This is a genomic window from Streptomyces sp. 8N616 (genome assembly GCF_052246385.1).
Lineage (GTDB): Bacteria > Actinomycetota > Actinomycetes > Streptomycetales > Streptomycetaceae > Streptomyces.
In genome coordinates this window covers 32,419-58,569 of the sequence record NZ_JBQQBY010000028.1, presented here as the reverse complement: position 1 = coordinate 58,569, position 26,151 = coordinate 32,419, and the positions used below count along the sequence as shown (strand labels likewise).

Sequence of the window (26,151 nt, the reverse complement as noted above, 5' to 3'; positions counted from 1 at the left end):
CCATGACGAAGAAGTTTCTCGTACGGGGCACGAGGGTTGAGTTCAAGCCTTGTAGCTGATCTTCGGTGGTCAGCGAAGCCGCTGGCTGATGACCTTCGAGACGCCGTCGCCCTGCATCGACACGCCGTAGAGCGCGTCGGCGACCTCCATCGTCCGCTTCTGGTGCGTGATCACGATCAGCTGCGAACTCTCCTGCAGCTCCTCCATGATCCGGATCAGCCGCTGCAGGTTGGTGTCATCGAGCGCGGCCTCGACCTCGTCCATCACGTAGAACGGGCTGGGCCGGGCCTTGAAGATCGACACCAGCATGGCCACCGCCGTCAGCGACCGCTCGCCACCCGACAGCAGCGAAAGCCGCTTGACCTTCTTGCCTGGCGGGCGTGCCTCGACGTCCACGCCGGTGGTGAGCATGTTGTCGGGATCGGTCAGAATGAGCCGGCCCTCGCCGCCCGGGAAGAGACGGGAGAAGACCCCCTCGAACTCGCGGGCCGTGTCCCGGAACGCCTCGGTGAAGACCTGCTCGACCCGCTCGTCGACCTCCTTCACGACCTGGAGGAGGTCGGCGCGGGTCTTCTTCAGGTCCTCGAGCTGCTCACTCAGAAACTTGTGACGTTCCTCCAGCGCCGCGAACTCCTCCAGCGCCAGCGGGTTCACCTTGCCCAGCTGCTGGTACGCCCGCTCGGCTGCTTTGAGCCGCTTCTCCTGCTGCGCACGCACGTACGGCACGGGCTGGTTGCGCGGATGCTCGGGGTCCTCCGGCAACACCTCGCCCTCGGCGGGCGGCGACGGCGGTACGAGCTGGTCGGGCCCGTAGTCGGCGATCAGTCCGGCCGGCTCGACACCCAGCTCCTCCAGCGCCTTGGTCTCCAGCTGCTCGATCCGCAGCCGCTTCTCGGCGCCCAGCACTTCGCCCCGGTGCACCGAGTCGGTCAGCTTGTCGAGCTCCGCCTTCAGATCGCGCCCGTGGTTGCGCTCGGCCGCCAGCTCCTGCTCGCGCTCGCCCTTCGCCCGCTCGGCCGCCGCGCGCTCCCCCTCCGCGCGGACGAGCGAGACCTCGACATGTGCGAGCAGCTGCCGGGCGCCGTTCGCGACGGCCGAGGCGACCGCGGCCTCGTGGCGCAGCCGCGCGCGCCGCTGCTCCGCGCGCGCCCGTGCCTCGCGCTCGGCGCGCGCGGCCCGGTCGAGCGAGTCCGCCCGCCCCGCGAGCCCCTTGACCCGCTCCTCGTGGGTACGGACCTGCAGCCGCGCCTCCATCTCGGTCTGCCGCGCGTTGGCGCCGTCGGCCGCGAGCCGGTCCCGTACGGAGGTGTCGGGCTCCTCCTCCGCCGGAATCTCCTCGGCGGTGCGCAGCCGCTCGGCGAGCTCCTCGACCTCCTCGGTGGCCCGTACGAGCGCATCCTCGGCCTTGGCGGCGGCCGCGGTCATGCGCTCGGCCTCGCCCGCGGCAGCCCGCGCCTGTCCCGCGAGCCGCCCGAGCGACTGCGCGGTCCTGGACTTCTCCCGGTCGGCAGCGCTCCGCTGCGCGGCCAACTCCTCCACGAGCGCGGCGCATTCGGTGCGCTGCTCGCCTGCGCGGTGCTGCGCGCCGGCCAGCTCCTCGCACCGTACGGCCAGCTCCTCGAGCTCGGCCGCCGCCTCGTCGACCGACGCCTGCACCTCCAGCAGACTCGGCGCCCCTGCGGAGCCGCCCTGCGCGAAGTGCGCACCCAGCACGTCGCCTTCCGCGGTGACGGCGATGAGCCCGGGCCGCGCGGCGACCAGGTCCTCGGCGTCCTCCAGCGTCCCGACGACCACGACGTCCCGCAGCAGCCGCCGCACGGCGGGCATGAGCTCCCCGGGGCCGCGCACCAGATCGGCGGCATACGGGCGCCCGTCCGGCTCCGCGACCGTGCCCGGCCCGTCGGCCCGCTGTCCGGGCAGCGCCGTCGCCCCGGCCGCGGCCACGGCGCCGCCGACGGCTACGGCCTCGGACCCGCCCGGCAGCTCGCGGGCACCGTGCGGCCCGGGCTGCGGTGCGATCGCGTCACGACCGACGGCTGCGTCGCCGCCGAGGCGGTCGGCGCCCGCCGACGCCGCACCCGCCGCACCCGCCGCACCCGGCCCCGGGCCGCCCGGGGGCGAACCATCGCGCTCCGCTCCCAGGGCGCCCCTGGCACCCAGTACCGGCGCGCCGGGCGCGGGGACGGGCGGGGCTGCGTCCGCGGAGTCGGCGGCGGTCGCGGGAGGGCCGCTCTCGCCGGTCGGTGAGGGCACGAGACCGGCTCCGGGCGCTCCGGACGCGGACCCGTGTGCCGACGCGTCGGAGTCCTGCTCCGGGCCTGCTCCGAGCAGTATCGCCGCGCGGCCCGCGTCCTGTTTGCGCAGGAGGCGGATCGCATCGGCCGCGGTGGCCGGGTCGGCGACCGCGACCGCGTCGGCCGCGGCGCCCAGGGCGGCGGCCACCGGGATCTCGAAGCCGGGGGCGACGGTGAGCAGCTCCGCGGCAGGCCCCAGCAGCCCGCCGAGGCGGTCGGCGGCGGCCAGGAGCGCGCCCGTGCCGTCCTTGCGGCGCAGGCCCAGAGCCAGCGCGTCATGCCGGGCCGCCGTGACCGCGCGCCTGCGCTCGGCGGCCGTCGCGGCCTCGCGGGCGGCGCCGAGCGCGGCCTCGGCCTCGGCGAGCTCGCGCTTCGCCTGCTCGTGCCGCTCCGCCAACTCCGCGTCGCCCGCGTCGAGTCCGTCGACCTCGGCCTTGAGCTGCTCGTATTCCTCCTGCGCCGTGACCGCCCGCTCCTGCGCCTCGTCCCGCGCGCTCGCCAGCCGGTCGATCTCGGCCTGGGAAGAACCGGCCCTGCTACGGGCCGCGTTGACCTGTCCATGCAGCCGGGCCAGGCCCTCGCGCCGGTCGGCGATGGCGCGGGCGGCGTCCTTCAGGCGCCGCTCCTCCAGGGCCAACTCGCGCTCCAGTTCGGCCCGGTGCGCCACCGTGTCGTCCAGGGCCCGGGTCGCCGCCTCCAGCGCGGCCTCCAGCTCCGCCTCCTGCTCGCGGATCCTGGCCGCCTCGCGCTCCATGTCCTCCGGGTCGCGTCCACGCCGTTCGTCCGGGGGCGCTGCGGTCGCGCTCTTCACGCGCGCGTCCGCGAGGCTGATCGTGCCGCGCACCCGCTCGGCGAGCTGGGACAGCTCGTACCAGGTCTGCTGCGCCTGCTGCAGCCGCGGCGTCAGCCTCCGCACCTCGTCCTCGAGCGCCGCCTCGCGCTGCAGCGCCGCGCGCAGCTCTGCCTCCGCGGCGTCCTTGCGCTCCTTGAGCGCGGCCTCGTCCGCGACCTCGGCGCGCAGCGCCTCCCGCTGGGTGACCAGGTCGTCGGCCAGCAGCCGCAGCCGGGCGTCGCGCAGGTCGGCCTGGATGACGGCGGCCCGCCGCGCCACCGCGGCCTGCCGCCCGAGCGGCTTGAGCTGCCGCCGCAACTCGTCGGTGAGGTCCTGCACGCGCGCGAGGTTGGCCTGCATCGCGTCGAGTTTCCGCAGCGCCTTCTCCTTGCGCTTGCGGTGCTTGAGGACGCCGGCCGCCTCTTCGATGAAGGCCCGGCGGCCCATCGGGTCGGCGTGCAGTACGGAGTCGAGCTGGCCCTGGCCGACGATGACGTGCATCTCGCGGCCGATGCCGGAGTCGGAGAGCAGCTCCTGGATGTCCAGCAGCCGACAGGTGTCACCGTTGAGCTGGTATTCGCTGCCGCCGTTGCGGAACATGATCCGCGTAATGGTCACTTCGGCATAGTCGATGGGCAGCGCACCGTCGGAGTTGTCGATCGTGAGGGAGACCTCGGCGCGCCCGAGCGGCGGCCGGCCGGTGGTCCCGGCGAAGATCACGTCCTCCATCTTGCCGCCGCGCAGCGACTTGGCACCCTGTTCGCCCATGACCCAGGACAGCGCGTCCACGACGTTCGACTTGCCGGAGCCGTTGGGGCCCACGACGCACGTGATGCCGGGCTCGAAGCGCAGTGTCGTGGCCGACGCGAAGGATTTGAACCCGCGCAGGGTCAGGCTCTTGAGGTGCACGCCGTCGGACTCTACCTTCGCCTTCGGGTTTCACCGAGTTTCATGTGAGGAAACGCAGGGCACATCAGTCGGTAAGGGAGGCGCCCACGGAGGACCGCTGGACGAGCTGGACAAGGAAGAAGGGACGCCGAGGCGTCCCTTGCAGATTCTCAAGCGGCTGACGTTGCAGCCCGACCGGCCGATCGTGATGGCTTGGTCAGGTGAGCGCAGGCTCCGCCTTGGGTACGTCGATATCGATGCTTTCGAGCAGCGAGTCGCCGTGGTGCGCGGCAGCCGTGAGCGCGTCGTTCTCGGCCTGAATCCGTACGAGCTCGGATTCGAGGTCCTGGACGCGCTGCTGCAGCCGTCGCATCTCGGCGAGGAGTCGCGGGTCGGAGCCGCCGACGTAACCGAGAAGCGCCTTTGCCATGATGGATGGTCCTCCACAATGAGTGACCGACCGAAGCGGTGTGGGTCGTGAGGGAATATCGCACCCGCGGTGTCTGCCATCACCGTCGTTCTCAATGTCAAACAGGTAGGGTGCGCGGGGATTCCAGCGTCTCACCAAAAGGTTTGACGGTCAACACGATCACACGCCGTAGAGCCGGGCGGCCCGGGGACACGCGGCGGCAGCGTGCGCGGCGCGGCTCTCTCCGGGGGGCCCGCGGGGGCGTGGAGATCATCCTTACGGCCGCAGCCTTCCATGGCGGCGCGTTCTTGGCAACCACCAGGTCATGGCTGCCACACGCACATGACAGGAGCACTTCGGAACCGTTGCGGAGGCCTTACGGGAGGGGCGGGGCGGGGCCCGATCAGCGGATCTCGAAGCCGTCGTATCCGCCCCGCGGGATGTCCCAGATATCCGTCACACCGCTGACCTCCCCGGGCGTGTCACCGGTGCGCAGCCAGTCCAGCAACTTCTCGCATCGCTCCCGCGGTCCCTCGGCGACGACCTGCACCCGGCCGTCGTAGAGGTTCGATGCGAAGCCGGAGAGTCCGCCGATCTCCAGGGCCTCCGCACGGGTGAACCAGCGGAAACCGACGCCCTGGACGCAGCCACGGACCCACGCCGTTAGCCGGACATCTACGTTCATGTCTGCACGCTAACCGGCCAATTGCTCAGTGAGCACTCCAACCCCATGCGTCATGCCGTACAGTCACGCCACAACGAAATCTCACTCGGACGAGTGAAGGTGTTGGCTCCCACGCATGTGGAGGAAGGCAGCTATGGGCCGCCACCGACGCACTGCCCCCACTCCCCTGCCCAGGACCGGCGCGGGCCGGCACCGGGGTGCGCGCCGCGGCTATGCTCCCGTGCGGACCGGTCTCCTCGGCGCGTCCGCCGCCATGGCGATGGGCGCAGTCGCCATGGCCTCCGGGCTGGTGCCCGGGGGCAGCGAGTACACGGTCGGCAGTGGCAGCGACCCGGGCAGCCGGGTACGGACCGGTGACCTGCCGGACCTCGAGCCGCAGGGCACCCCGTCCTCCACCCCGGCGGGCCGCGGCTCGACACCGTCGGACCGCGGCTCGGCCGCCTCGCACTCCCCCACCGCGATCCCCTCCCAGACCCGCAGCCCGGAGAAGCCCTCCGCGCCCCCGTCGCAGCGGCCGTCCAAGCCCGCGGACCGCAGCAAGGCGCCGCGCCCGTCCCGTACGGCCACGCCCCCGCCGAAGAAGCCGACGCCCCCCGCACCCGAGGTGCCGAGCACCGAGAAGGCCGCCGAGGCCCAGGTGCTGAGCCTGGTCAACAAGGAGCGGAAGCAGGCGGGCTGCCGCCCGGTGGCCGCGGATCCGGAACTCGCCGATCTGGCCGGGGCCTTCAGCGAGGACATGGCGGATCGCGGCTTCTTCGACCACACCGACCCGGACGGCGAGAACCCGTGGGACCGGGCGGGCGTCCTCGGCATCATCGGCCTGGGCGGCGAGAACATCGCGCGCGGCCAGCATGACCCGCAGGCCGTGATGGACGCCTGGATGGAGAGCCCGGGACACCGCGCCAACATCCTCAACTGCGATTACAAGAAGCTGGGCGTCGGTGCGGTGTTCGGCGACGGCGGCCCTTGGTGGACGCAGGACTTCGGCTTCTGAGCCGCCGGCCTTCCGAGCTTGTGCGCCGGCGGCCTTCTGGGCCTCTGGACCGGCGGCTTCCGGGTCGGCGGCGCTATGACACGCGGCCCGTGGAGCGCGGGCGGCGCGGTACGGTCGCCCGCCACAGCCGGGCGCAGGAGAGCAGCGTCGCCGCGAGCAGCAGGGCGTTCCGCAGCACCACCACCGCGACGCCCTGCCAGGAACTGCCCACCACCGCACCGAAGAACAGCGGATAGTCGACGGTGGTCACCGCGGCCACCAGGAGCAGCAGCACAGCGGCCGGCCGCTGCGTGGTCCGTCCCACCGTGAGGCACACGGCGGCGAGACCGAACAGCCAGATCAGGTACTGCGGGCTGATCACCCGGCTGGTCGCCGTGAAGAGCAGTACGGCCGCGAGCGCCGCGTCGTACGGCGTGGCCTCGGTCCAGCGGCGGGCCCGCAGCCGCCACAGCACCAGCCACGCGAAGGCCGCGGCGGTGAGCAGCAGCGAGGCCAGCGCCACCGAGGAGACGTACGGGCCGATGAACTCGAACGAGCCGTACTGGTGCCGCACCTGTCCCGGCCAGCCGAACAGCCGCGCTGCATGCAGCGCCGTACCGCCCAGCGACTCGATCTCAACGCCCCGCTCCTGCTGTGCGAAGAGGAAGTCGAACGCGCCCCGGAAAGCGGTCCCGAGCAGCAGGAGCAGAAGCCCCGCGGATGCGGCGAGCGCGAGCCAGGAGTCGCGGGTCGTACGGCCGCGCGGGGTGCCCAGCAGGGTCAGCACCGGCCAAACCTTGATCACCGCGGCGAGCCCGGCGAGCATCCCGCCGAGCCGGGGGCCGGCGGGGAGCGCGAGCAGCGCGATGACGGTGAGGCCGGTGACCAGCACGTCGTAGCGGGCGAGGGGCAGGCTCAGCAGCAGCGGCAGGCCGACCGCCCACAGCCATGCGCCCGCCAGGCTGCGCCCGCGGCGGCGGTGCACGGCCGCGGTCAGCGCGAGCAGCACCGCGGCGTCGGAGGCCAGCATGAGCAGCACGAAGCCCTGCAGATAGCTGACGGCGGGCACCAGGCCCGGCGCGACCATGACGAGGGCGGCGCCGGGCGGGTACTGCCAGCTGACGTCGCCGACGGGGAAGGAGCCGCCCCTGAGCTGCGCATCCCACCGGTGGTAGAGCACGTGGACCTCGCGCGCGATGTCGTCGTGGCCCTGGCGGAGCAGCGCGAGCATCAGCAGCCGGGAGGCGCCCCAGTACGCGGCGAGGACGAGCCATTCGCGCGGCCAGGTGTGCGGCCGGTACCAGCGGAGGCGGCTGCCGGGGGCGGCGGGGGCAGGGCTCTCCGTACGCGCCGGGCTCTCCGTACGCGCGGCCGGCGGGGCGGCGCCGAGCGCTGTACTGGGCTTATCCAGGCCGACCGCCGTGGGCGCGTCCGTCACCATCGCCTCCGCATACGCCGATGAGGAATCTTGAGGAGTCCCTGAACCGAAGTTGGACAAACCTCATTGAATATAGGCAATTAGTGACCTTGGGTGGCTCACCCGCGCCGGGCTGGGGTCGGCCCGGGATCTGTGTGGAGCTGCCTGGGACGCGCTCAGCGGGGCGCGAGGGTTCTGCGTGCCGGACGGCGCTGGCAGCGGGGGCAGTAGTAGCTGGACCGGTTCATCCAGGGGCGGCGCCGGATCGGGGTGCCGCAGCGGCGGCACGGCTCGTCCTCGCGGCCGTACGCGTCCAGGGAGCGGTCGAAGTAGCCGGATTCGCCGTTCACGTTGACGTAGAGGCTGTCGAAGCTGGTGCCGCCGACGGCGAGGGCGGCGTTCAGCACATCCCGTACGTGGCCCAGGAGTTCGGCGCTCCGCGGCCGGGTCATAGTGGCCGTCGGCCGGTCGTAGTGCAGCTTCGACCGCCACAGGGCCTCGTCGGCGTAGATGTTGCCGACCCCGCTGACGAGGGACTGGTCGAGCAGCGCGCGCTTGATCGTCGTACGGCGGCGGCGCAGCGCGGCGTGGAAGGCGGGCTCGTCGAATGCGGGGTCCAGCGGGTCGCGCGCGATGTGCGCGATGGCGTCCGGGAGGCCGTCGGCCTGCCCCGGCGCCTGGGGGTGCAGCGAGAGGCCGCCGAAGGTGCGCTGGTCGACGAAGCGGAGCTCGGTCCGTGCGTCGTCCGCGAAGCGGATGCGGATGCGGAGGTGGGACTCGTCAGGGGCGGTCTCGGGCTGGAGGAGCAGTTGGCCGCTCATGCCGAGGTGGCCGAGTACGGAGGTGCCGGTGCCCTCGACGGGCAGCCACAGGTACTTGCCGCGGCGCTGGGCCGGTCCGAAGGTGGCGCCGGCGAGCCGGTCGGCGAAGTCGGCCGCCCCGGCAAGGTGGCGGCGTATCGCGCGGGGGTGCCGGACTTGGACGGCGGCGATGGTGCGGCCGGAGACCCAGCGGTCCAGGCCGCGGCGGACCACCTCGACTTCGGGCAGCTCTGGCACGGGGTCTCCTCCGGAGGGGGTTGCTGATACGACGGGGGTGCGCCCCCGTCGTTCCGCGGCCGGGCCGCGGGGCCGCTGCTCGGCGCTCCGCGCCGGTATTTTCCCACCCGCCCGCCCCCTTTTGGGCAGGTGGGTGGGCAGGAAGGGAGGGCTGGGGCTCCGCCCCAGGCCCCGAGGGGCCCTGCTCACAGGATGAGGCTCCACCGGCAGAGCCGTGGGCCGGCCTCAACCCCGGAACTGGGCTCCACCCCCAGACACGAAGGCCACCGCACAGCTCCGTCCAGGGGGCGAGAGTCCCCACAACAGCCGGAGGACCGTCCCCATCCCGGAGACGCGCCTCCGCCCCGAACCCCAGGGCCAGGGCCCCCGGGACAAGAGGACGAGCCGGGCTCCACCCCGAACCCCGGGGGACAGGGACACAGCCCCACCCGATACCGGAGCTGCCGCCCGAATACGGGGAGCCGGGAGGCGGCGCCTGCTTGTGGGACCCGGGTCTCCCCTTCGCCCAACTCGGAGCCCCCGGACCTAGGGGGTCCAGGGGGCGTAGCCCCCTGGAGTGGGGGAGGGATGGGTTGAGGGGAGAAGCCCGCTGCTGGTGACTGATCCGCTGGGGGTGGCTAGTGAGCCGAGCGGTCGGCGCCCGCGGGGCGGGCGCCTTCCGCGGCGTCGCGTGGGGCGGAAGGCGTCCCGTTGCCGGGCTTTCCATCCGCCTTCGCGGCGTCGCGAGCGGCGGGGGGCGTGCCGTTGCCGGAGGTGCCTTCCGCCTTCGCGGCAGCCGCATCCGCGGCCTCACGGATCGCGCGCCACGCGGTCTCCGCCGCCTGCTGCTCGGCTTCCTTCTTGCTGCGGCCGGTGCCGGTGCCGTACGCGACACCACCGACGCGGGCAGCAGCCGTGAAGGTCTTCTCGTGGTCGGGCCCGGTCTCGGTGACCAGGTATTCGGGAACCCCAAGCCCCTCCGTCGCGGTCAGCTCCTGGAGGCTGGTCTTCCAGTCCAGGCCCGCACCGAGGTTCGAGGACCGCTCGATCAGGGGGTCGAAGAGCCGGTGCACCAGCTCAGCGGCCGCGTCGAGACCTTTGTCCAGGTAGACCGCGCCGATCACCGCTTCGAGGGTGTCGGCCAGGATCGATGCCTTGTCCCGGCCCCCGGTGCCCTCTTCGCCCCGGCCGAGCCGGATGAAGGAGCCCAGGTCGAGGCCGCGGCCGACGTCCGCCAGCGCGCGCGAGTTGACCACCGCGGCCCGCAGCTTGGCCAGCTGGCCTTCGGGCAGGTCGGGGTGGACGCGGTACAGCGTGTCGGTGACCACCAGGCCGAGCACGGAGTCCCCGAGGAACTCCAGGCGCTCGTTGGTGGGCAGCCCGCCGTTCTCGTACGCGTAGGACCGGTGGGTCAGCGCACGCACCAGAAGGGCGGACTCGAGCTGGTACCCGAGCCGCCCTTCCAAGAGCGTGTGGGACGAGGCCGTGTCCGCCTGAGCCTTTTTCGGCTTGTTGGCGTCTGACATGGAGCCGTATCCCTGCCGATCAGACCTCGAGGACCTGACGCTTGTTGTAGGTGCCGCAGCTTGGGCACGCGATGTGCTGCTGCTTCGGCTCGTGGCAGCGCTCGCACGCCACCAGGGTGGGGACCGCAGCCTTCCACTGCGACCGGCGGTGACGCGTGTTGCTGCGCGACATCTTCCGCTTGGGAACGGCCACGGCTACTTCTCCTGCTTCTCGTCGGCGCCCGCTTCGGCGCCGCTCATGTCGTCCTTCTCGCCGCCCGTGAGTGAATCGGCGAGTCCCTGCAGTGCCGCCCAACGGGTGTCGACGGCGTCGTGGTGGTGGTCCGGGTCGTCCGCGAGCCGCGCCCCGCACTCGGGGCACAGTCCGGGGCAGTCCTCCCGGCACACCGGCTGCAGCGGCAGTGCGAGCACCACCGCGTCGCGCAGCACGGGCTCGAGGTCGAACATGCCGTCCTCGAGGAAGAGCAAGTCCTCGTCCTCGGCGTCGTCGCCGGACTCCGCTTCGCGGCTCCGGTCATCGGCGTCGGGGTAGGAGAACATCTCCTGGAAATCCGCTTCGAGCACTCGCTCCAGCGGCTCCAGACACCTTACGCACTCCCCTGTCAGCGGTGCACGGGCGGTGCCCGTGACGAGCACCCCTTCCATGACCGACTCCAGGCGGAGGTCGAGCTCCACGGTCGCGTCGCCGGGCACCCCGATGACCTCGATGCCGAGGTCCGCGGGAGCGTCGACGGAGCGGGCCAGCCGCTGGAGCACACCAGGCCGCCGACCCAGCTCGTGTGTGTCGAACACGAGGGGGTTGCGGTGGTCGAGGCGGGCGTTCAGGGCTTCCTGCTTTCTACGCTGCGGTACTGGCTGCCGCACACCTCGCGGTGTTGTGGGCAGCAGAGATCACGGACGTACGCGCGACCGAAGAAACAGGATACTGGACGGGCCGCCCGAGACCCAATCCGCGCCTGCCGTGAGCGATCAGCGGCCCTGCTCGTACTGCCGCAGCTGGTCGAGGTCGATCATGCTGGTGTCGAACAGGCTCGTCTCGTCCAGCGCCGCCGCGGGGGGCTGGTGCTGCTGTTGGTGCTGCTGTTGGTGCTGCTGTTGGTGCTGCTGTTGCTGCTGGTGGCCGTAGGCCGCGTTCGGGTCGTACGGCTGCTGGTACGCGTACGTGTCCTGCTGCTGGTAGCCGTAGGCGTCCTGCTGCGCGTAGGTCTGCTGCTGGTAGCCGTACGGGTCCTGCTGGTAGGCCGCGGCGGGGGCGTAGTAGTCCTGCTGGGGCTGGAGCTCGGGCTGCGCCTGCGGCTGGGTTTGGGGTTGCTGGGGCTGATGCGGCTGCTCCTGGGAGGCGGCCAGACCGGCCAGGTACTCGGCGTCGCTCGTCTGCGGGGAGTGCGCCATGCCGTCCTGGGCGGCCAGGTGCGCGCCCAGCTCGTCCGTGGCGCGCCGGCCGTGCAGCTTCTGCCGCCCGCGGCCGACCGCCTCCAGGGTCTTGGCCAGTACGGCCTCGAAGGCGCCGAGCTTGGTGTCCACGTACGCGTCGGCGCGCTCGCGGAGGGTGGCGGGGTCGGGGCTGTACTCGGGCGCGTCCTCGTCCGCGTAACCGTGCTCGTCCAGTCCGGGGCCGCGGCCGAGCAGTTTCTCGCGGCCGCGGTCGACGGAGCCGAGGGTCTTGGTGAGGACCACTTCGAAGTTGGCGAGCTTGCTGTCGACGTAGTCGTCGGCCTCGGCGCGGATCTCCTCGGCCTCGCGGCGGGCCTCGGCGAGGATGCGGTCGGCCTCCTCCTGGGATCTGCGGGCCACTTCGGTGCCGGAGACCAGCGAGCCGCGCTCGGCGTGCGCGGACTGGATGATCCGCTCCGCCTCGGCGCGGGCCTCCTCGACCATCCGGTCGCGGCCGCCGAGCAGCTCCTGTGCCTGGGCGAGGGAGCCGGGGAGGGCGGCGCGGACCTCTTCGAGCATGGCGAGCAGCTCGGCGCGGTTGACCACGCACGAGGCCGACATGGGCATGGACCGGGCGCTGCCGACGGTCCCGACGATCTCGTCGAGCTTCTTCTGCACGTCCACCTTGGCGCTCGCCACTCTCTACCGGGATGGGTCGGGTCGTGACGACTGTACGACTTCGGGGCACCTTGCCGACACCTGCTGACTGACTGTCAGATCGACGGTGCCGGGCGGGGTGGCGCCCGCGGTCACGCGTCGCGCTCGCCGAACCGCTTTCTCAGCGCCTCCAGGACCAGCGGCGGGACGAGGTGGGAGACGTCGCCGCCCCAGGCCGCGACCTCCTTGACCAGGCTGGAGGAGAGGAAGCTGTAGGTGGGGTTGGTGGGGACGAAGAGGGTCTCGACGCCGGAGAGGCCGTTGTTCATCTGGGCCATCTGCAGCTCGTAGTCGAAGTCGCTGACGGCGCGCAGGCCCTTGACGATGGCCGGGATGTCGCGCTGCTTGCAGAAGTCGACCAGGAGGCCGTGGAAGGCCTCGACCTTGACATTGCCGTACTCGGCGGTGACCTGGCGGAGGAGATCTATCCGCTCCTCGACGGTGAACAGGCCCTGCTTCGACTTGTTGATCATCACGGCTACGTACACCTCGTCGTACAGCTTCGAGGCGCGGCCGATGATGTCGAGGTGTCCATTGGTGACGGGGTCGAAGGACCCCGGACAGACGGCGCGGCGCAACAGTGGTTCCTCGCTCTCCGGTCCGGTCATGACACGCGGGTGGGTGGTGCTGTGGTGCGCGTCGAGGCGGCGCGACCGTACCAAAGCGTGCCCTCGCCGTAGCGACGGGCCCGCAGGCCCTCGAATCCGGCCGGCCACCGGAATTCCCCGCCTCTGGTGCTGCGCTCCACGGTGGCGAGTGCATCACCCGCGAGCCACCCTTCCGTGCGGAGTGTGAGGAGGATCTCGCGGAGATCGTCGTCGGTGACCGCGTACGGGGGGTCGAGGAACACCACGTCGTACGGGACCTCGGGGGCCGGTCCCGAGAGGAACTGCTCGGCCTTGCCGGCACGGACCTCGGCGCCCGGCAGGCCGATCACGCGGACGTTCTCCCGTATGACCCGGGCGGCCCGGGTGTCGGCCTCGACCAGCAGCACATGCGCGGCGCCGCGGGAGAGCGCCTCCAGGCCGACAGCGCCGGAGCCGCCGTACAGGTCCAGGACCCGGGTGCCGTGCAGGGTGCCGAGCAGCGACTCCCAGGTGGAGAACAGGCCCTCGCGCGCCCGGTCGGAGGTGGGACGGGTGCCGGTGCCCGGCGGTACGGCCAGGCGGCGTCCGCCGGCGGCTCCGGCGATCACGCGGGTCATGGGGTGTCCGGTCCTTCTTCGTGGGCGGGGCGGCGGCCCCGCACGGCCGCTGCCCCTCCACGATATGGCGTCGGGCCGCGGCCGGACGCCTCCGGCCGTCTCCGTCAGTCCTGTGCCGGATCCTCGGCCCCGCCGACGAGCGCGGGCGAGGCGTACCGCGACCAGGACAGGCAGCCGTCGGGCGGGCAGTACTCGGGGCGGCGCGGGTCGTGGCCGAGCTCGCGGAGCTTCGTACGCACCGAGTCGGGAGTACGGCCGAAGCGGGCGGCTATCCGGGCGATCGTCTCGCCGTCGTGGAAACGGCGGGTGAGGTCCTCCTCGTGCCGGGGCACCCAGGGCGCGCCATGGCCGGGGAACAGCTCGCGCAGGACGTCCCGGTCGGGGATCGGCTCGGCGACGTCGGCGACGAGGGCGAGGGCGCGCAGGGCGCGGTTGAGCGCGATGCGGAGGGGCGGGACCTCGGTGAGCGGCACGGTGAGCGCGCCGGAGGCGAGCAGGATCTCCGGGGCGTCCTCGTGCCAGCCGGTCAGGGTGATGGTGACGGTGGAGTCGTCGTCGCTCGCCAGCTCGATCCGGAAGATCTTGTCGCCGAGCGGCAGTTCGTTGAGATGCCGGAATGCCATGAGTTGAGCCCCCTGTGGTCCACGGTCAGCCGATCACCGGTCGGATCGGTTCGGACTCGCTCCATTCTCCCAAGGGGGTCTGACAACCGGCCCAGCGGCCAAGGGGGGTTGGGGCGCATGCCGCCGTCGCGCGGGGCGCATGCCGCTGTCGCGGGGGGGGCATGCCGCTCCCGTCGCTTCGCCGCGGGCGTCAGCCCTTGTCCAGGAACTGTTCGCGCTCGGCGTCCAGCAGGGCGTCCAATGCCGTGCGCAGTTCCGGGAGTCCGGTCAGCTCGGGGTCCGCGGAGACGATCGCCACGGCCTCCTCGCGGGCCGCCGCGATCACCTCCTCGTCCTCGATGACGGCGAGCATCCGCAGGGAGGAGCGGACGCCCGACTGCGCCTGTCCCAGCACGTCCCCCTCGCGCCGCTGCTCCAGGTCGATCCGGGACAGCTCGAAGCCGTCGAGGGTGGCGGCCACGGCGGCCAGCCGCGCCCGCGCCGGGCTCGCCTCGGGCATGTCGCTGACCAGCAGGCACAGTCCGGGGGCCGTGCCGCGGCCGACCCTGCCGCGCAGCTGGTGCAGCTGCGAGACGCCGAACCGGTCCGCGTCCATGATCACCATCACCGTGGCATTCGGCACGTTCACCCCCACCTCGATGACCGTGGTCGCGACGAGGACGTCCACCTCCCCCGCGGCGAACCGACGCATCACGTCGTCCTTGGCGTCGGGCTGCATCCTGCCGTGCAGGATCTCCACCCGCAGGCCGCCGAGTGGCCCCTTCGTCAGCTGCTCCGCGACCTCCAGCACGGCCAGCGGCGGCCGCCGTTCCGCTTCGTCCTCAGGCGACTTCCGCCCCTTCGCCGCCTTGTCGTCCTCCTCGTCGCCGATACGCGGGCACACCACGTACGCCTGGTGCCCGCCCTCGACCTCCTCGCGCACCCGCTCCCACGCGCGCGTGAGGAAGTGCGGCTTGTCCTGGGCCGGTACGACATGGCTGGCGATCGGCGACCGCCCGGCCGGCAGCTCGTCCAGGACGGAGGTCTCCAAGTCGCCGAAGACGGTCATCGCGACGGTGCGCGGGATCGGGGTCGCGGTCATCACCAGCAGGTGCGGGGGCTGCTTGCCCTTGGAGCGCAGCGCGTCCCGCTGCTCCACACCGAAGCGGTGCTGCTCGTCGACCACGACCAGACCCAGGTCGTGGAACTGGACCTTGTCCTCGATCAGCGCATGCGTACCGATGACGATTCCGGCCTCGCCGGTGACCAGGTCGAGCAGCGCCTGACGGCGGGCCGCGACGCCCATCGAACCGGTCAGCAGCACCACCTTGGTGGCCTGTTCCGCTCCGCCCAGCATGCCTCCCTCGGCCAGCTCGCCCATCATCTCGACGATGGAGCGGTGGTGCTGCTGGGCGAGCACTTCGGTCGGCGCGAGCATCGCGGCCTGCCCGCCCGCGTCCACGACGCCGAGCATCGCGCGCAGGGCGACCATGGTCTTGCCGGAGCCCACCTCGCCCTGGAGGAGCCGGTGCATGGGGTGTTCGGTGGCGAGGTCGCCGAAGATCTCCTGCGAGACCTTCCGCTGGCCCTCGGTGAGGGTGAATGGCAGCTTGCCGTCGAAGGCGTCGAGCAGCCCGCCCTCGCGCGGCAGGCGCGGTACGGCGGGCAGCTGCCCGTCCGCGAACCGGCGGCGGGCCAGGGCGACCTGGAGCACGAACGCCTCGTCCCACTTGAGGCGGTCACGGGCCTCGGCGATATCGGCCTTGGTGCGCGGTCGGTGAACCTTGCGGAACGCCTCGGGGAGGGCCGCGAGGCCCCGGCTCTCCCGCAGCCCGGCGGGCAGCGGGTCGGCGAGGTCCCGCCAGCCGTCGGCCTCGAAGGTGTCCAGGAGCGCGCCCACCGACTTGGCGATCTTCCAGGACGGGAGCTGCTTGCAGGCGGGGTAGAGCGGCAGCAGCCGGCCCGCGAACGCGTCCACCGCCTCGGCCGCGTCGGCGCCCCCGGCGCGGTCCAGCAGCTCGTAGTCGGGGTGGGCGAGCTGGCGGACGCGGTTGAAGACGGAGACCTTGCCCGCGAACATGCCGCGCCGGCCCGGCAGCAGCTCCCGCTCGTGGTGGTGCGCGGCGCGGCCGAAGAAGACCAGCGTGAGCGAGCCGCTGCCGTCGGTGACCACGACCTCGAGCCGGACGCCCTTGCCGCGGTTGAAGGTCCTCTTCGCCGCCTTGGCGACCTGCGCGACGACCGTCACGTGCTCGTCGAGGGGGAGGTCGGCGAGCCGGGTCAGCTCGCCGCGCTCGGCATACCGCCGCGGGTAGTGGTGGAGGAGGTCGCCCACCGTGTGCAGGCCGAGCTGGTCGGCCATCACCTTCGCGGTGTTGCCGCCGACCGTCTTCTTCAGGGATTCATCCAGCGCGGGCACGCTGTCCATTGCACACCATCGGTGTGACAGAACGAGCCCCTACGACGGCCGAGCCGTGCCCGCGCGGCTCGGCCGCCGCCTCACTCCACGCCCATGAGCAGCGGTACGGACGGCTGGCCGCCCCGGTAGACCACGGTGTCGACGGCGAGATGAGCATCCCGTACGTGCGCCTCGAGCCGCTCACCGAGGTCGTCGGGGATCCCCGAGCCGAGCACCAGCGTGACCAGCTCGCCTCCCGCGGCGAGCATCCGGTCGAGCACGGTCGTGGCGGTTCCGAACAGGTCGGCGCCGATCACGGCGACGTCCCCGTCGATCAGGCCGAGGACGTCCCCGGCCTCGCAGACTCCGGCCGTGGTCCACGACTGCCGCTCGGCGACGGCGAGTTCGGCGTACCGGGTGGCGCCGGCCGCGGAGGTCATGGCGACGACGTCCTCGTCGAAGCGGCGGTCCGGCTCGTGCACGGCGAGCGCGGCGATGCCCTGGACGCCGGCGCGTGTCGGGATGAGCGCGACCCGTACGCCCTCGGCGCGCGCCTGCTCGACGGCCGCGCCGGCGGTGTGCCGCAGGGCCGGGTCGTTGGGCAGCAGCACGACCTCGCGCGCGTGGGCCCGGCGGATGGCCTCCACGAGCTCTCCGCTGGCGGGCGGCTCCCCGGGGCGCGCGGTGACCACGGTCGCGCCGGCCTCCCGGCACAGCCCGGCGAGCCCTTCGCCGGGTACGACGGCCACGACGGCGCGCTGCACGCGCTCGTGCTCCTCGCGCGGGGCGCCGGAGGCTCCCGGTGGGCCCGGTGGGCCCGGTGCGCTCTCCGGGGCCACGGCGACCGCGCCGAAGTGGGTGATCCGGATCCGGTACGGACGCCCGGCGTCGACTCCGGCCTCGACGGCCGCACCCGCGTCGTCCACGTGCACATGCACGTTCCACAGTCCGTCACCGCCGACGACGACGAGCGAGTCCCCGAGCGCGTCGAGCCGCTCCCGCAGTACGGCGACGGCGTCGTCGGACGCCTCCAGCAGGTAGATCACCTCGTAGGCGGGCCCCGGGCTGGCCCCCTCGCCGGGGTGGCCGGAGACGGCGCCGGGTGCCTCGTCCGGGCGGCCCTGAGGAACGGAGGTGGCGGCGTCCGCACCCACGGCGGGCGGCGCGCAGGCCGAGCCCGCCGGGCCCTGCTCCTCGGGCGCCGCGGGCCACAGGCCCGTTCCCTCGCCCGGACGACCGGAGGCGGCGTCGGTGTCATGGACGACGGGCCGGCGGGCGTCGCCCGCCCCGCTGGACGCGGCGGCCGAGCAACCCTCGGAAGATGCGGCCTCCGCTCCGGCGGAACCCCCACCGGGGACGCCGAAGGCAGCGTCGGGCGCCTTGCCGGGGGAATCGGTGACCTCTTCGCCGTCGAGGAGGGCGGGCGCTGCGACGGCAGAAGTGGACTCCTCCGCCGAGCCTCCGTCCGCGAGACCGGACACGGGGGACCGGGCGGACGCGGCGTCCCGCCGGGTGCCCGGCTCGCGGGCAGCGGCGCCGACTGCCCCGCGGACTGTCGACCCCGTCGGGCCCGGCAGCCCGGCCGCGGCGCCGGCGCTCCCTGAGGCGGCGTCGGCGCGCCCCCGGCCCGCGGCCTCGGCACACCCCGGGGCAGCAGCTTCGGCACGCCTCGGGGCCGGGGCCGCGGCTGTGGCGTGGCGGTCGCCCGCCGGGGCAGCTGCCGTGTCCCCGCCTCTCGATGACGCCGCGGCGCTTCCGGCCCCGGCAGGCAGCCGACTGGCCGCCGCCGTGGGATGGCGGGAGGCGGTTCCCCCGTACGGGGCCGGGACCGCTCCGATGGGGCCCATGGCCGTTTCGCCCGTCACGGCCTCGACCAGGGAGCCCAGAACGGTGACGAGGCCGCAGCCGCCCGCGTCGACCACTCCGGCAGTGGCCAGGACGTCGAGCTGCGCGGGAGTCGCGTCAAGGGCGGCACACGCCCCCTCGTACGCAGCGCGCGCCACGTCCGCCGCACCGCCCACCGCGCGCTCGCCCGCGTCGGCCGCGGCGCCCGCCACCGTGAGGACCGTGCCCTCGACCGGGTGCGCGACGGCCTCGTAGGCGGACTCTGCGGCCCGGCGCAGCGCCCGACGCAGCAGTTCCGCGTCCGCGGCGGACGAAGCGGACCGAGCGGTGGACGGAGCGGCGGACGGAGCGGATGCGGCGGACCGAGCCGAGGGGGCGCCGCCCTCGGACGCGGCCGCGGCCAGCACCTCCGCCATGCCGCGCAGCAGTTGCGCGAGGATCGTGCCGGAGTTGCCGCGCGCACCGATCAGCGCGCCGTGGGCCATGGCGCGTACGGCGTCGGGGAGCGCGGGGCCTTCCTCGTCGGCCACCGCCGCATGGGCCGCGAAGACCGCGTCGACGGCCTGCGCCGCCGACTCGAGCGTGAGATAGAGATTCGTGCCCGTGTCCCCGTCCGCGACCGGATAGACGTTGATCGCGTCGATTCCCTCACGGGCCTGGCCCAGAGCCTCGAGGGCCAGCCCGCACCACGTACGTACCGTGGTGGCGTCGAGGGTGTGCGGCACCTGCGTCCTCCTCGGACCGGGGCGGAGGGAATTGCTCCGCAGGGTAGCCGCGGGGCCGGGGCCTGCCAGGGGCGGGGGCCCGGCCGACCATGGTAGTTTCGTTGTACGGAAGCGGTCGTTGTATGCTGCTCCGGTTGCCCGATGAGAATCGGGCATTTCCCACCTGGCACTGCCGGTCAGCGACTGATCTCGGCGACGCCGGATTTCACTGTAAGTGCATCTGAAGTCTTTGGAGTGACCCGTGGCTGCCAACTGCGACGTCTGCGGCAAGGGGCCGGGCTTCGGCAACAACATTTCGCACTCGCACCGCCGTACTCGCCGTCGTTGGAACCCCAACATCCAGACGGTGCGCGCTGTGGTCGGGCGGACGCCGAAGCGGCTCAACGTCTGCACCTCGTGCATCAAGGCGGGCAAGGTCTCGCGCTGACGTTTCCGTCGTAGCGCAGCCCTCGCCGGTTGCCTGAGCCGGTCCACCTCGCGGTGGGCCGGCTTTTTGCGTTGGGGTCGTTCCGGTTCACGTTTCGCGTTCGGGTGCGGGCCGGTGGTCGGGTTGTGCCCACCCGTTCCGCCCTGCGGAACGGCTGCCCACAACCCAGCCGTGGTCCACGGGGCCGATGCCCCTTCCCAGCGGGAAACCCGCCGCTATCGCGCCCGTCACGTACTCCTTCGCCGCGGTCACCGCCTCCGGCACCGACTGCCCCTTCGCCAGCTGCGCCGCGATCGCGCTCGCGAGCGTGCAGCCGGTGCCGTGCGTGTGCCGGTTGTCGAGCCGGCCGGCCCTGAGCCAGTGCTCCTCCGCGCCGTCCGTCAGCAGATCCACGGCGTCGCCGTCCAGGTGCCCGCCCTTGATCAGGGCCCAGCGCGGGCCGAATTCGAGCACCGCTTCCGCCGCCCTGCGCAGATCCTCCTCCGCCGACACCCGCACACCGGTGAGTTGCGCCACCTCGTCCGTGTTCGGGGTGGCGACCGTCGCGCGCGGCAGCAGTTTCGTGCGGACCGAGTCGAGCGCCGAGGCGGCGAGCAGCGGATCGCCGTGCTTGGAGACGCTCACCGGGTCGACGACGACCGGCGCTTGGACGCCCGCCAGCAACTCCGCGACCGTGTCCACCAGCTCCGCCGTGGCGAGCATGCCGGTCTTCACGGCCTCTGCGCCGATGTCGTCGACGACGCTGCGGAACTGCGCTCGTACGGCATCGGCGGGCAGTTCCCACGCGCCCTGCACGCCCTGCGAGTTCTGGGCCGTGACCGCCGTGAGCACGCTCATGCCGTGCACGCCGAGCGCCAGCATCGTCTTGAGGTCGGCCTGAATGCCCGCCCCGCCGCCGGAGTCGGATCCGGCGACGGTCAGCACGCGGGGCGGCACCCGTGGATGGTTCTGCATACCGGCGAATCTAGTGGGTCCAGCGGTGGTCTAGCGGGCGTCCTCGATGTCCCCGAAATGGTCCCAGCCCGCCTTGTCCCAGGGCGCCCCGTCCACCGTCACCTGCGGCAGCGCCGAGGGGTTGAGCACGTCGCCGATGACCCGCCAGCGGGCCGGCAGCTTCACGTCCTGCGGGAAGGTCGCCACGATCGCGTGGTCTTCTCCCCCGCCCAGCACCCAGGTCAGCGGATCGACGCCGACCGCCTGCCCGATGTCCGACATCTGCGTGGGGATGTCGATCGCCGAGGAGCGCAGGTTGATCCGCACCTTGCTCGCCTCGGCGATGTGCCCGAGGTCGGCGACGAGTCCGTCGCTGACATCCGTCATCGCGGTGGCACCGAGCCCTGCGGCCGCGGGACCCGCGTGGTACGGCGGCTCCGGACGCCGGTGCGCCTCGACGAACGCGCGCGGGGAGCGGAAGCCGCGGGAGAGCACCGCGTGCCCCGCCGCCGACCAGCCCAGCCACCCGGTGACCGCGACCACGTCTCCCGGCTGGGCCCCGGCCCGCGTCACCGGCTCCTGGTTGCGCAGGTCGCCGAGCGCGGTGATGGCGACGGTGATGGTGTCGCCGCGTACGACGTCGCCGCCGACCACCGCCGCGCCCGCCACCTGGCATTCGTCGCGGATGCCGTCCATCAGCTCGGTCGTCCAGGTCACGGGCAGGTCTGCGGGGACGACCAGGCCGAGCAGCAGGGCGGTCGGTACGGCGCCCATGGCCGCGATGTCGGCGAGGTTCTGCGCGGCGGCCTTGCGCCCGACGTCGTACGCCGTGGACCAGTCGCGGCGGAAGTGCCGACCCTCCAGCAGTACATCCGTACTGGCCACGACCCGCCGGTCCGGCGCGGCGACGACCGCGGCGTCGTCCCCCGGTCCGAGCCGTACGGCGGGGGTGGTGGTGAGCCGTGAGGTCAGCTCCCTGATGAGCCCGAACTCCCCCAGCTCGCCCACGGTGCCCTTCATCGGTGTGCCCCTTCTGCCCCAGTGGTATTGCGCTCGCGTGCCCACAATGGTGTCGGTACCGTCAACAAGTCGTTCCTGTCCGCCGCGCGGAGCACGCCGTGGGCCGCGCGGGTCTCCCCGTGCCGCTCGGCGACGCGATACCGTGGCGTCCCTTCTCTCCACATGATCCTCGTGGCCGCCCTGGAGGTTCCGTGGTACAGGCGTACATCCTGATCCAGACCGAGGTCGGCAAGGCGTCGACCGTCGCCGAGACGATTGCCAAGATCCCGGGGGTGATCCAGGCCGAGGACGTGACCGGACCTTACGACGTGATCGTGCGCGCGCAAGCCGACACGGTCGACGAGCTCGGTCGCATGGTGGTCGCGAAGGTTCAGCAAGTGGACGGCATCACGCGCACCCTGACCTGCCCGGTCGTTCATCTGTAGCCCCCGTCTATGCTCGGCCGGTGAGTGATTCTCCTCGCCGGCTGTTCCGCCTGCCCGCCGCCGTGCTCCTGACCGCACTCGGCGTGTCCGGCATCGTGGGCTGTTCCTTCACCGACGACGACGGCGCCCGCCCGGTTCCCACGCCGTCGGCGCAGGTCGCCGAGGTCTGCCGGGCGCTGCATCAGCGGCTGCCCAGGACCGTTGACGGGCTCGACCGGAGCGAGGACGGGCCCGATTCCGACTTCGCCGCGGACTGGGGCGACCCCGCGGTGCAGCTGCGCTGCGGGGTGCCGCGGCCCGAGCTGCTGACGCCTGGGGGTGCACATTACAACCCCACGGCGGAGGGGGTGGAGGTCAACGGCGTCCTGTGGCTGCTGGAGAAGCAGGAGGACGGCTTCCGGTTCACCACCACGGGGCGCAAGGCGTTCGTCGAGGTGACGGTCCCGGGGAAGTACGCCCCCGAGACCGGCGCCCTGACCGAATTCGCGGATGCCGTGAAGAAGACCGTGCCGACGGAGCTGTGAGCCCCGGACCGGGGAGCCCGGGGCCTGTACGGCTTGTGGGGAGCCACCCGTACGGCTTGTGGGGAGCCGCGCTCAGCGCAGCCCGGTGGGGCGGCGCAGCGCGGCCTGAATCAGCCGGTCCACCAGCTCCGGGTAGCTCACGCCGCTCTCCTGCCACATCCGCGGGTACATCGAGATCGGCGTGAAGCCCGGCATCGTGTTGATCTCGTTGATCACGAACTCCCCGTTCTCCAGCAGGAAGAAGTCCGCGCGGACCAGGCCCTCGCAGGAGGCGGCGTCGAAGGCCCGTACGGCCAGGTCCTGGACGCGCGCGGTCTCCTCTTCGGTGAGCGGCGCGGGCACGATTCCCGCAGCGGAGTCGATGTACTTGGCCTCGAAGTCGTAGAAGTCGTGGGCCGACACCGCGGGGATCTCGGCGGGGACACTCGCGCGCGGCCCGTCCTCGAACTCCAGCACTCCGCACTCGATCTCCCGGCCGCGCAGCAGCGACTCCACGAGGATCTTGGGGTCGTGGCGCCTGGCCTCCTCGATGGCCTCGTCCAGGCCCTCGAGTCCGTCGACCTTGGTGATGCCCATGGAGGAGCCCGCGCGCGAGGGCTTGACGAAGACCGGCCAGCCGTGGTCGCCGGCGAAGTCCACGATCTTCTTGCGGGCGGCGGCCGGATCGCACTCCCACTCGCGGGGCCTGATCACCTCGTACGGGCCGACGGGCAGCCCGTAGGAGATGAACACCCGCTTCATGTACTCCTTGTCCATGCCGACGGCCGAGGCGAGGACGCCCGAGCCGACGTACGGCACCCCGGAGAGCTCCAGCAGGCCCTGGATGGTGCCGTCCTCGCCGTAAGGGCCGTGCAGCACGGGGAAGACGACGTCGACCTCGCCGAGCACCTTGGGCACCGAGCCCGGCTCGGTATAGACGACCTCGCGGCTGGCCGGGTCGACCGGCAGCAGCACGGCGCCCTCGGACGACTCGGCGAGCTGCTCGACGCTGGGCAGCTTCCGGTCGGCGATCGCCATCCGCTCGGGGGCGTCGGCGGTCAGCGCCCAGCGGCCGTCGGGCGTGATGCCGATCGGCAGCACGTCGTACCGCGTGCGGTCGATGGCACGCAGGACGGCGCCCGCGGTAACCACGGAGATGGCGTGTTCCGAGCTGCGTCCGCCGAAGACGACGGCCACGCGCGGCTTGGGGCTCTGGGAGGAGTGCTCGCTGCTCATATCGCGACGACCCTACCGAACAGTTCGGGCCACGTCAGTGCCGCTCGGCCTTGGCGCTGCGCGACATCAGCTCCTTCAGCGCGACGAGCGGCTGCTTTCCCTCGTGGACGATGCCGACGACGGTCTCCGTGATAGGCATGTCGACGCCGTGCCGCCGGGCCAGATCGAGCACGGACTCGCAGGACTTGACGCCCTCCGCGGTCTGGCTGGTGACCGCGATGGTCTCCTCCAGCGTCATGCCCCGGCCGAGATTGGTGCCGAAGGTGTGGTTGCGGGACAGGGGGGATGAGCAGGTGGCGACGAGGTCGCCCATGCCCGCGAGGCCGGCGAAGGTGTGCGCGACCGCGCCCATCGCGAGACCGAGCCGGGTGGTCTCGGCCAGTCCGCGGGTGATGAGGGAGGCCTTGGCGTTGTCGCCGAGCCCCATGCCGTCGGCGATGCCGACCGCCAGCGCGATGACGTTCTTGACCGCGCCGCCCAGCTCGCAGCCGACCACGTCGGTGTTGGTGTACGGGCGGAAGTACGGGGTGTGGCAGGCGGTCTGGAGGCGCTGGGCCACCGCTTCGTCGATGCAGGCGACGACGGCCGCGGCGGGCTGCCGGGCGGCGATCTCCCGGGCGAGATTGGGCCCGGTGAGCACGGCGACCCTCCTCCTGACTTCGTCGGGGGGGCCCGCAGCGGAGGCCTTGGCGACCACCTCCTCGACGACCTCGCTCATGCGCTTGGCGGTGCCGAGTTCGACGCCCTTCATGAGACTGACGAGCACGGTGTCCGCGGGCAGCAGCGGCGCCCACCGGGCGAGGTTGCCGCGCAGCGTCTGGGAGGGCACGGCGAGGACCGTGAACTCGGCACCGCGGGCGGCCTCCGCGGGGTCGGTGGTGGCGGTCACGGAGGCGGGCAGCTCGGTCCCGGGGAGGTAGTCGGGGTTCGTACGGCCGGTGTTGATGGCCTCGGCCAGCTCGGCGCGGCGGCCCCACAGGGTCACCTCGCAGCCCGCGTCGGCGAGCACCATCGCGAAGGCCGTGCCCCAGGATCCGGTGCCGAAGACGGCGCAGCGCGTCACTTGCTCTCCCCCTGCTCCTTCGCCGCCTTCTCCTTCGCGGCCTGCTTCTCCGCCGCCTGCTGCCGCGCCTTCCTGCGCTGTTCCGCGCGGGCGCGACGGTGGTCGTACGGCTCGGCGGGCGCGGGCTCGTCGCGCAGATCGGCGAGGAGTTCCGTGATCGCCGCCATGATCTTGTCGGTGGCGGCGCGCAGCACCTCGGCGGTCGGCTCGAGCCCGTAGTAGGCCGAGAGGTCCACCGGCGGACCGGCCTTCACGCGCAGCGTCTTGCGCGGGAAGAGGCGCAGCTTCTTCTCCCTGGCGTACGGCGGCATGACGTGGTTGGCGCCCCACTGCGCGACGGGGATGACGGGCACCTTGGTGAGCAGCGCGACGCGGGCAGCGCCGGTCTTGCCCAGCATCGGCCAGTGGTCGGGGTCGCGGGTGAGGGTGCCCTCGGGGTAGAAGGCCACGCACTCGCCGCGCTCGATCGCGTCGACGGCGGCCCGGAAGGCGTCTATGGCGTCGGTGGACTCGCGGTAGACGGGGATCTGGCCGGTTCCGCGGAGCATCGCGCCGACGAACGGCGCCTTGAAGAGTCCGGCCTTTGCGAGGAATCGCGGGACGCGTCCGCTGTTGTACTGGAAGTGCGCATACGACAGCGGGTCGAGATACGAGTTGTGATTGACCGCCGTGATGAATCCACCGTCGGCCGGAATGTGCTCCATTCCATGCCAGTCCCGCTTGAACAGCACCACCAGCGGCGGTTTTGCGATGACCGCGGCCAGGCGGTACCAGAAGCCGATTCTGCGGCGGGACACTCGGACACCCTCCTCGTGGGACCTGCTGAGCTGCGGACGGACAGCCGCACAAGTGTCGCCCCAGGGTCCCGGTCTGTCGAGAACACCGTAACCCCGCTGCTCCCGGGCGGCTGCGAGGGCGTATTCCGTGGCAGGCGAGAATGAGGGCGATGCGAAGAGTCGGAGAGGCCGCGGCGGGCGGCGGATGGTCCCTTGTGGTGCCCCTCAAGCCGCTGTCCTTGGCCAAGAGCAGGCTCGCGGAGGCGGCGGGGGCCGGCCTGCGCCCCGGCCTCGCGCTCGCGTTCGCCCAGGACACGGTGGCCGCCGCGCTCGGCTGTGCGGACGTACGGGATGTGGTGGTGGTCACCGACGATCCGCTCGCGCGTGCCGAACTGTCCGCGCTCGGCGCCCGTACCCTGCCGGACGCCCCGGGAGCGGGGCTGAACGCGGCGCTCGCGCACGGAGCGCGGTGGGTGCGGGGTGAGCGCCCGGAGTCGCGGGTGGCGGCGCTCAACGCCGACCTGCCGGCACTGCGCCCTGCCGAGCTGGCCCGCGTTCTGGCGGCGGCAGGGGCATTTCCGCGGACGTTTCTGGCCGATGCGGCGGGGATCGGCACGACATTTCTGGCGGCAGCGCGCGGGGTGGACCTGGCCCCGGCGTTCGGAGGGCCCTCGCGAGACCGGCACAGGGCCTCCGGGGCGCGCGAGATCCTGCTGGACGGAGTGGAGTCCGTACGGCGCGACGTGGACACCCGCGAGGACTTGCTCGCGGCGCTGGCACTGGGCGTGGGCCCGAGGACGGCGGCCGCTGCGGCCGGGCTGCTGATCACGGACTAGGCTGAA

Annotated in this window: 24 protein-coding genes; 5 read left to right on the top strand and 19 right to left on the bottom strand. The window is 72.6% G+C overall.

What is annotated here, in order from left to right:
* Positions 1-69: 69 nt before the first annotated feature.
* The 3 genes from ACTWQC_RS24465 to ACTWQC_RS24455 all read right to left on the bottom strand — a co-directional run bounded on the left by ACTWQC_RS24465 (position 70) and on the right by ACTWQC_RS24455 (position 5,108).
* Positions 70-4,035, bottom strand: a complete 3,966-nt coding sequence (locus ACTWQC_RS24465) for an AAA family ATPase (protein ID WP_443317940.1) — start codon at positions 4,033-4,035, stop codon at positions 70-72.
* Between the two features lie 196 nt (positions 4,036-4,231).
* Positions 4,232-4,444 (bottom strand): hypothetical protein, encoded by a 213-nt coding sequence (locus ACTWQC_RS24460; RefSeq protein ID WP_443317939.1) that lies wholly within the window; start codon positions 4,442-4,444, stop codon positions 4,232-4,234.
* A 382-nt stretch (positions 4,445-4,826) separates the two neighbouring features.
* Positions 4,827-5,108 carry an acylphosphatase gene (locus ACTWQC_RS24455; RefSeq protein WP_443317938.1) on the bottom strand — a complete coding sequence of 94 codons (282 nt, stop codon included), beginning with the start codon at positions 5,106-5,108 and terminating at the stop codon, positions 4,827-4,829.
* A 133-nt stretch (positions 5,109-5,241) separates the two neighbouring features.
* On the opposite strand from ACTWQC_RS24455, the gene ACTWQC_RS24450 reads away from it, so the two are divergent.
* The gene (locus ACTWQC_RS24450) at positions 5,242-6,102 is read left to right on the top strand and encodes a CAP domain-containing protein (protein ID WP_443317937.1); all 861 of its coding nucleotides are present in this window, start codon (positions 5,242-5,244) and stop codon (positions 6,100-6,102) included.
* A gap of 73 nt (positions 6,103-6,175) precedes the next feature.
* Here ACTWQC_RS24450 and ACTWQC_RS24445 read toward each other — a convergent pair whose 3' ends face one another.
* The 11 genes from ACTWQC_RS24445 to ACTWQC_RS24395 form a co-directional block, all read right to left on the bottom strand.
* Positions 6,176-7,522: a glycosyltransferase family 87 protein gene (locus tag ACTWQC_RS24445; protein ID WP_443317936.1), complete on the bottom strand. Its 1,347-nt coding sequence runs from the start codon at positions 7,520-7,522 to the stop codon at positions 6,176-6,178.
* A 152-nt stretch (positions 7,523-7,674) separates the two neighbouring features.
* Positions 7,675-8,556, bottom strand: a complete 882-nt coding sequence (gene mutM / locus ACTWQC_RS24440) for a bifunctional DNA-formamidopyrimidine glycosylase/DNA-(apurinic or apyrimidinic site) lyase (RefSeq protein ID WP_443317935.1) — start codon at positions 8,554-8,556, stop codon at positions 7,675-7,677.
* Between the two features lie 617 nt (positions 8,557-9,173).
* Positions 9,174-10,061, bottom strand: coding sequence for a ribonuclease III (rnc, locus tag ACTWQC_RS24435; protein WP_443317934.1), 888 nt, complete (start codon positions 10,059-10,061; stop codon positions 9,174-9,176).
* Between the two features lie 19 nt (positions 10,062-10,080).
* Positions 10,081-10,254 (bottom strand): 50S ribosomal protein L32, encoded by a 174-nt coding sequence (gene rpmF, locus ACTWQC_RS24430; protein WP_003951102.1) that lies wholly within the window; start codon positions 10,252-10,254, stop codon positions 10,081-10,083.
* Positions 10,255-10,256: 2 nt separating this feature from the next.
* Complete coding sequence (locus ACTWQC_RS24425) at positions 10,257-10,886, bottom strand: YceD family protein (protein ID WP_443317979.1); 630 nt, start codon at positions 10,884-10,886, stop codon at positions 10,257-10,259.
* Positions 10,887-11,030: 144 nt separating this feature from the next.
* Entirely contained in the window at positions 11,031-12,119 is a 1,089-nt protein-coding gene (locus tag ACTWQC_RS24420; protein ID WP_443317978.1) for an ATP synthase F0 subunit B, read from the bottom strand.
* Positions 12,120-12,244: 125 nt separating this feature from the next.
* A complete protein-coding gene (gene coaD, locus ACTWQC_RS24415; RefSeq protein ID WP_443317933.1) occupies positions 12,245-12,760 on the bottom strand; it encodes a pantetheine-phosphate adenylyltransferase in 516 nt (171 codons plus the stop codon).
* The gene (gene rsmD, locus ACTWQC_RS24410) at positions 12,757-13,356 is read right to left on the bottom strand and encodes a 16S rRNA (guanine(966)-N(2))-methyltransferase RsmD (protein ID WP_443317932.1); all 600 of its coding nucleotides are present in this window, start codon (positions 13,354-13,356) and stop codon (positions 12,757-12,759) included. The genes coaD and rsmD overlap by 4 nt, the downstream gene beginning before the upstream one ends.
* A 104-nt stretch (positions 13,357-13,460) precedes the next feature.
* Positions 13,461-13,979: a hypothetical protein gene (locus ACTWQC_RS24405; protein WP_443317931.1), complete on the bottom strand. Its 519-nt coding sequence runs from the start codon at positions 13,977-13,979 to the stop codon at positions 13,461-13,463.
* A gap of 190 nt (positions 13,980-14,169) precedes the next feature.
* Positions 14,170-16,386, bottom strand: coding sequence for an ATP-dependent DNA helicase RecG (gene recG / locus ACTWQC_RS24400; protein WP_443317930.1), 2,217 nt, complete (start codon positions 16,384-16,386; stop codon positions 14,170-14,172).
* A gap of 71 nt (positions 16,387-16,457) precedes the next feature.
* Positions 16,458-18,926 carry a DAK2 domain-containing protein gene (locus tag ACTWQC_RS24395; RefSeq protein WP_443317929.1) on the bottom strand — a complete coding sequence of 823 codons (2,469 nt, stop codon included), beginning with the start codon at positions 18,924-18,926 and terminating at the stop codon, positions 16,458-16,460.
* A 241-nt stretch (positions 18,927-19,167) separates the two neighbouring features.
* Between ACTWQC_RS24395 and rpmB the strand changes: the two genes are divergently transcribed.
* Positions 19,168-19,353 (top strand): 50S ribosomal protein L28, encoded by a 186-nt coding sequence (gene rpmB / locus ACTWQC_RS24390; protein ID WP_009714771.1) that lies wholly within the window; start codon positions 19,168-19,170, stop codon positions 19,351-19,353.
* An 87-nt stretch (positions 19,354-19,440) separates the two neighbouring features.
* On the opposite strand, the gene thiD is transcribed toward rpmB, so the two are convergent.
* Both thiD and ACTWQC_RS24380 read right to left on the bottom strand, forming a co-directional pair.
* Positions 19,441-20,307, bottom strand: coding sequence for a bifunctional hydroxymethylpyrimidine kinase/phosphomethylpyrimidine kinase (gene thiD / locus ACTWQC_RS24385; protein WP_443317928.1), 867 nt, complete (start codon positions 20,305-20,307; stop codon positions 19,441-19,443).
* A gap of 30 nt (positions 20,308-20,337) precedes the next feature.
* The gene (locus tag ACTWQC_RS24380) at positions 20,338-21,306 is read right to left on the bottom strand and encodes a thiamine-phosphate kinase (RefSeq protein WP_443317927.1); all 969 of its coding nucleotides are present in this window, start codon (positions 21,304-21,306) and stop codon (positions 20,338-20,340) included.
* A 191-nt stretch (positions 21,307-21,497) separates the two neighbouring features.
* Here ACTWQC_RS24380 and ACTWQC_RS24375 point away from each other — a divergent pair, with 191 nt between their 5' ends.
* Together ACTWQC_RS24375 and ACTWQC_RS24370 are read left to right on the top strand one after the other, a co-directional pair.
* The gene (locus tag ACTWQC_RS24375; RefSeq protein ID WP_064070330.1) at positions 21,498-21,731 is read left to right on the top strand and encodes an Lrp/AsnC family transcriptional regulator; all 234 of its coding nucleotides are present in this window, start codon (positions 21,498-21,500) and stop codon (positions 21,729-21,731) included.
* A 20-nt stretch (positions 21,732-21,751) separates the two neighbouring features.
* Positions 21,752-22,255, top strand: a complete 504-nt coding sequence (locus ACTWQC_RS24370) for a DUF3515 domain-containing protein (RefSeq protein WP_443317926.1) — start codon at positions 21,752-21,754, stop codon at positions 22,253-22,255.
* Positions 22,256-22,327: 72 nt separating this feature from the next.
* Here ACTWQC_RS24370 and ACTWQC_RS24365 read toward each other — a convergent pair whose 3' ends face one another.
* The 3 genes from ACTWQC_RS24365 to ACTWQC_RS24355 are packed head-to-tail and all read right to left on the bottom strand — an operon-like array spanning position 22,328 to position 25,330.
* The gene (locus ACTWQC_RS24365; protein ID WP_443317925.1) at positions 22,328-23,470 is read right to left on the bottom strand and encodes a D-alanine--D-alanine ligase family protein; all 1,143 of its coding nucleotides are present in this window, start codon (positions 23,468-23,470) and stop codon (positions 22,328-22,330) included.
* A 34-nt stretch (positions 23,471-23,504) separates the two neighbouring features.
* Positions 23,505-24,533 carry an NAD(P)H-dependent glycerol-3-phosphate dehydrogenase gene (locus tag ACTWQC_RS24360; RefSeq protein WP_443317924.1) on the bottom strand — a complete coding sequence of 343 codons (1,029 nt, stop codon included), beginning with the start codon at positions 24,531-24,533 and terminating at the stop codon, positions 23,505-23,507.
* Positions 24,530-25,330, bottom strand: a complete 801-nt coding sequence (locus ACTWQC_RS24355) for a lysophospholipid acyltransferase family protein (protein WP_443317923.1) — start codon at positions 25,328-25,330, stop codon at positions 24,530-24,532. The genes ACTWQC_RS24360 and ACTWQC_RS24355 overlap by 4 nt, the downstream gene beginning before the upstream one ends.
* Positions 25,331-25,479: 149 nt before the next feature.
* Between ACTWQC_RS24355 and cofC the strand changes: the two genes are divergently transcribed.
* Positions 25,480-26,145 carry a 2-phospho-L-lactate guanylyltransferase gene (gene cofC / locus ACTWQC_RS24350; protein WP_443317922.1) on the top strand — a complete coding sequence of 222 codons (666 nt, stop codon included), beginning with the start codon at positions 25,480-25,482 and terminating at the stop codon, positions 26,143-26,145.
* Positions 26,146-26,151 lie beyond the last annotated feature (6 nt).

Bases quoted from the DNA above. Each gene is read 5' to 3' on its own strand.
- coaD (WP_443317933.1), bottom strand. From the start codon at position 12,760: ATGACCGGACCGGAGAGCGAGGAACCACTGTTGCGCCGCGCCGTCTGT.
- ACTWQC_RS24460 (WP_443317939.1), bottom strand. From the start codon at position 4,444: ATGGCAAAGGCGCTTCTCGGTTACGTCGGCGGCTCCGACCCGCGACTC.
- ACTWQC_RS24365 (WP_443317925.1), bottom strand. From the start codon at position 23,470: ATGAGCAGCGAGCACTCCTCCCAGAGCCCCAAGCCGCGCGTGGCCGTC.
- ACTWQC_RS24380 (WP_443317927.1), bottom strand. From the start codon at position 21,306: ATGAAGGGCACCGTGGGCGAGCTGGGGGAGTTCGGGCTCATCAGGGAG.
- recG (WP_443317930.1), bottom strand. From the start codon at position 16,386: ATGGACAGCGTGCCCGCGCTGGATGAATCCCTGAAGAAGACGGTCGGC.
- rnc (WP_443317934.1), bottom strand. From the start codon at position 10,061: ATGTCAGACGCCAACAAGCCGAAAAAGGCTCAGGCGGACACGGCCTCG.
- cofC (WP_443317922.1), top strand. From the start codon at position 25,480: ATGCGAAGAGTCGGAGAGGCCGCGGCGGGCGGCGGATGGTCCCTTGTG.
- thiD (WP_443317928.1), bottom strand. From the start codon at position 20,307: ATGCAGAACCATCCACGGGTGCCGCCCCGCGTGCTGACCGTCGCCGGA.
- rsmD (WP_443317932.1), bottom strand. From the start codon at position 13,356: ATGACCCGCGTGATCGCCGGAGCCGCCGGCGGACGCCGCCTGGCCGTA.
- ACTWQC_RS24450 (WP_443317937.1), top strand. From the start codon at position 5,242: ATGGGCCGCCACCGACGCACTGCCCCCACTCCCCTGCCCAGGACCGGC.
- ACTWQC_RS24455 (WP_443317938.1), bottom strand. From the start codon at position 5,108: ATGAACGTAGATGTCCGGCTAACGGCGTGGGTCCGTGGCTGCGTCCAG.
- ACTWQC_RS24445 (WP_443317936.1), bottom strand. From the start codon at position 7,522: ATGGTGACGGACGCGCCCACGGCGGTCGGCCTGGATAAGCCCAGTACA.
- ACTWQC_RS24405 (WP_443317931.1), bottom strand. From the start codon at position 13,979: ATGGCATTCCGGCATCTCAACGAACTGCCGCTCGGCGACAAGATCTTC.